Here is a 4,089-nt window from a genome sequence, read left to right on the forward strand (position 1 = left end):
CACCGCCCGCATCGTCGCGCGGGCGGACGCCCACGGCGCGACCCGGCTGCCGGTCCTCGACGGCGGTGGCCCGTTCGCGCTGCGTCGAGTCCAGCCGCACGCCGGCCAGGCCCGGGTCTGCGTCGTGGGCGCCATGAGCGCCCCGCTCGGCGGCGACCGCCTGTGCATCGAGGCGACCGCCGAGGCGGGCGCGGCGCTGCGCATCACGGCCGCCGCGGCGACCGTCGCGCTGCCCGGCCGCACCGCCGAACAGGCCACCTACGACGTCCGGTTGACGGTCGGCGACGGCGCCCTCCTGGAGTGGCTGCCGGAACCGCTGATCTCCGCCGAGGGCAGCGATCTGCGGATGACCACCACCGTCGAACTCGCCCCCACCGCCCGGCTCGTGCTCCGCGAGGAGCAGGTCCTGGGCCGCAGCGGCGAGCGGACCGGCGCCCTGCGCAGCCGCCTGACCGTCCGCCGGGCCGGCCGCACACTGCTCGACCAGGAGACCGCCTACGGCCCGGGCGTCCCCGGCTGGGACACCTCGGCCGTTCTGGACGGCAACCGTGCCGTGGGTCAACTCCTCATCGTCAAGCCGGAGTTCGAGGAGCGGCCGACCGAGGTGCGGCTCCTGGGCGCGGCGGCCGGCGACGGCACGGGACAGGGTGTCCTGGCACCGCTCGCCGGTCCCGCCGCGCTGGTCACCGCGGTCGCCCCGGACGGGCTGCGGCTGCGGCAGCTGCTGGACGAGGCGCCGGCCGGCTGAGGTCTCACACCTCCAGCTCGGCCTCCAGACGGGCAAGACGGTGGCGCGCCAGCGCGAGGTTGGCGCGCTTCCGGTCCAGCACCAGGTAGAGGAAGAGGCCGCTGCCGTTCTTGCCGGTCACCGGCCGGATGATGTGGTACTGCGCGGTCAGCGTGATCAGCATGTCCTCGATCGAGCCCTGGAGTTCCAGCATTTCCATGGTGCGCAGCTTGGCGCGTACGACGTCGGTGTTCCCGGCCGCGGCGACATTGAGGTCGAACGTCTGGTTGTCACCGAGCGTGGCCAGCGCCATTCCGCTGGTGTAGTCGACCAGGGCGACGCCTATGGCGCCTTCGATGGTCGACATCGCTTCGGCGAGGGCCTTTTCCATTTGAGCCATGAGGGGTCGAGCCTTTCGGTGTGGGTATGGCCTTTTCGTGGTGCGCGGGCGGAATATCAGCGGCCCGGCGGGGTGTCGAGCAGTGCCGCGATCCGCGCCGCGGTCCGGCGGGCCTGCAATTGGAGCCGCCCGATATTGGTGTCCGGTCCCGCCACGGCCGTGAGGACCGCGCGGTGCCCGGCGGAATAGGCCGCGATATAGCCGCCCGAGCCACGCGTGAGGGATTCCTCGAACGTGCCCTGCCCGGTGGCGTCGGCCAGTCTTTTGGCGACCCCGATCGCCGCTGCGGTGAGCGCGGCGAGGCCGTCCGGTTCGATGTCCGGCAGATCATGCGCGATGACCATGCCGTCCGCACTGGCCACCATTCCGCCGTGCATGTGCCGCACTTGATCGCGTAATGCGAGCAGTTCTTCCCGGATTCCGGGTGCGATCGCCTCGGATTCGATCGTCATGGGTCTGCTGATTCTCCTTCTTCCGGCACGCTTGCCGAATACGTGCCTCATGGCAGGGGTTCGCAGGGGTTCACAGGTTCTCCTCCAGCGCGGTGCGCAGTCGGGCAAGGAGGGCGATGTCCGGATCGGCGGTCTCCAGAACGCCCGGGTCCGGCAGGTGCCAGCGCGGCGCGGAATCGGGGGCCGCGGTGCGCCGGTCCGCCCCGGAGGCCCCCGGACGCCGCCGGGGCAGCGCCGCCGGCGCCGCGGGGAGCCGGACCAGCCCGGCCGCGGCCAGCCCCCGGACGTCGAGCAGCGTCAGATACGCGGACTGGCCCAGCGCATGGGCGAGTTCGTACGGGGTGCGCCGGCCGTCCGCGTGCTCCAGCAGCCGCCGCTGGCGACCGGTGACGGCCGGCCGTACCGCGCCGGTCGACCCCTGCGATCCGCCCGGTCCGCGCGATCTGCCCCATCCCTCCGAGGCGACGGGGTCCACGGGGACGACCGGCGCCTGGTCGACCGCCGCCCAGGGCCGCAGCCGGTCGAGCAGCGCCCGCCGACGGGCCGTCGCCTCCTGGAGTGCTGCCGCGCTGACGCTACGTACGACGCCCAGCCAGTGCACCTCGCCCGGCGTGAAAGTGGTGCTCCCCGGCGCCAGCGGCAGGACGAAGAACGCCGCGTCGAGGAGCGCCCCGAGCTGGCAGATCTCCAGTTCACCCTGGGTCAACCACCCCTGCTCGACGAGGAATCGGCCACCGCGCCGCTGCGGACCCGCCGCCTCCGCGGCCCGCTGCCGGGACGGTGCGGAGAGCCGTCCGGCCGCGGTGAGCCGGGCATCGGGCCCCGGTACCGCCGGGCACTCGACGCAGTAGACGGCGCCCTCGCTGAGATAGACGCAGCCGTTCGGGCCGCGCAGGGTGCCGGTGGCGCGCTCGGCGGCGTATCGGCCGAGCAGACCGGATCCGCCGTCGTCGCCGGACACGGCCGAACGGGGTGGCAGGGGAGGTGCCATGACGGGGCGTCAACCGGTGACCAGCTCCGCGGCCAGATCCCGCAGCCGTAACCGGGCGATGGCCAGATTCGCCTGGGCGCGGTCCAGCCAGAGATAGAGGAAGGTCTGGCTGTCGAAGGCGGTGGGCACGAAGCGGATCAGGTGGTAGCTGCGCGCGGCCGTGATGATCAGGTCCTCCAGCGGGGGGCCTTCGCCGGCCGCGGTGTCGAAGGTGGCGTTCCGGGCCACGGCCTGCACCACCTCGGCGGTGTCCGCGGCGGCGGCGTCGTGATCGCCGTGCGGCGCCTGCCCGGCCGTACCGAGGGTCAGCCCGCTGGCCCAGTCGATCAGCCCGGCACCCAGGACTCCGGGTATCCCCATCGCTCGGGCCAATACCTGGTCGATACCGGGCACTTCAGGTCTCCTTCCGGCGGGCACACGGGAAAACGCGGAAGCTCTCCCACATGGCGGTGAGTGGGAGAGCCTGCACGGAAGGTAACGTAGCGCGGACACCTGGCATACGCATACGGGTCATGCGTACGGCAATTGACCTGTTCTCGCCCTTCCTCGGCCCGTTGTCTGCGGCCCGCTGCACGGGGCGGTGGTCAGCCCACCAGATCCCGCGCCGTGAGCGACCTGCCGTCGAGCAGTCCGGCCTCCCGGTACGCCGCCTGCTGCCTCATCAGCTGCCCGGTGTCCGGGAGCAGTTGCGGGTCCCACTGATACGACGGGGTGTGGCGCAGCACGCCCAGTTGCTGACCGGTCGCCCGGGCCAGGATGCGCAGGTTGACCTCTGCCGTCCGGCCGGTCCCCTGGAGGTCCGCGGCCCCCTTGCGCAGCGCCGCCAGGAACTTCGCGGCGACCGGCCGCGCCGCGAAGCGGGTCCCGAAGAGCACCCCGGTGGCGACCGTGCCTCTCGGGGGCACGGCCAGCGGAGTGGACACCCCCGCCTCCTCCATGGCCGTGGTGAGCGGGGCGGGCGGCAGCGCGGCGGCCACGCTCCCGGTGGACAGTGCGGTGCGCATGTCGGGGAAGGCGACATCGACGACCGTGACGTCCTTGAGGGTCAGCCCCGATTCCTGGAGGGCGGCGGCGAGTTGGTACCCGCCTGCCGCACCCGGGCCGCCGGACACCGCGATCCTGCGTCCGCGCAGATCGGCGGCGGTCTTGACCTCCCCGGAGTCCAGCAGCCGCTGGGACACCTCCAGCGCGGACGGGGACGGCCCGGCACCGGTTGCGGCGCCCATCGACGCGGCGACCTTCACCTTCAGGCCCTTGGCCACCCCGTTGAACAGCCCCGCGGAGAATCCGGCCACCACCGCATCCACCTTCCCGGCGGCGGCCAGCGGGACCGCGTCCTGGCCGTTCTTCACCGACTCCAGCCGGACCGTGACGCCCTGCTGCTTGAAGTAGCCCTTGGCCTGCGCGATATAGAGCGGGGCGAACAGGGTGGAGGGGACGTGGGCGACCCGCACCGTGGACCCGCCGGCCGCGCCGCCCGTACCGTCGCCTGTGCAGCCGGCGGCGAGCAGGGCGAGGA

The 4,089-nt window shown here is 73.0% G+C and carries 6 protein-coding genes; 1 reads left to right on the forward strand and 5 read right to left on the reverse strand.

Going from position 1 to position 4,089, the window contains the following annotated elements; translation table 11 throughout:
• Positions 1-748 (forward strand): urease accessory protein UreD (locus tag IEZ17_RS41325; RefSeq protein ID WP_189308787.1); only part of this gene is annotated, 748 nt, incomplete at its 5' end.
• Positions 749-752: 4 nt separating this feature from the next.
• Here IEZ17_RS41325 and IEZ17_RS41330 read toward each other — a convergent pair.
• From IEZ17_RS41330 to IEZ17_RS41350, 5 genes are all read right to left on the reverse strand, one after another.
• Positions 753-1,127 carry a roadblock/LC7 domain-containing protein gene (locus tag IEZ17_RS41330; protein ID WP_189308788.1) on the reverse strand — a complete coding sequence of 125 codons (375 nt, stop codon included), beginning with the start codon at positions 1,125-1,127 and terminating at the stop codon, positions 753-755.
• A 56-nt stretch (positions 1,128-1,183) separates the two neighbouring features.
• Entirely contained in the window at positions 1,184-1,579 is a 396-nt protein-coding gene (locus tag IEZ17_RS41335; RefSeq protein ID WP_189308789.1) for a roadblock/LC7 domain-containing protein, read from the reverse strand.
• Between the two features lie 70 nt (positions 1,580-1,649).
• Entirely contained in the window at positions 1,650-2,540 is an 891-nt protein-coding gene (locus tag IEZ17_RS41340; RefSeq protein ID WP_229853132.1) for a hypothetical protein, read from the reverse strand.
• A gap of 39 nt (positions 2,541-2,579) precedes the next feature.
• On the reverse strand, positions 2,580-2,963 hold the full coding sequence (locus IEZ17_RS41345) for a hypothetical protein (RefSeq protein ID WP_189308791.1): 384 nt from the start codon (positions 2,961-2,963) through the stop codon (positions 2,580-2,582).
• A 191-nt stretch (positions 2,964-3,154) separates the two neighbouring features.
• The coding region (locus IEZ17_RS41350) for an ABC transporter substrate-binding protein (RefSeq protein WP_229853133.1) at positions 3,155-4,089 on the reverse strand (935 nt) is incomplete at its 5' end.

This window comes from Streptomyces albospinus, assembly GCF_014648695.1.
Lineage (GTDB): Bacteria > Actinomycetota > Actinomycetes > Streptomycetales > Streptomycetaceae > Streptomyces > Streptomyces albospinus.

Coding starts and splice junctions, on each gene's coding strand:
- IEZ17_RS41330 (WP_189308788.1), bottom strand. CDS start 1,127: ATGGCTCAAATGGAAAAGGCCCTCGCCGAAGCGATGTCGACCATCGAA.
- IEZ17_RS41335 (WP_189308789.1), bottom strand. CDS start 1,579: ATGACGATCGAATCCGAGGCGATCGCACCCGGAATCCGGGAAGAACTG.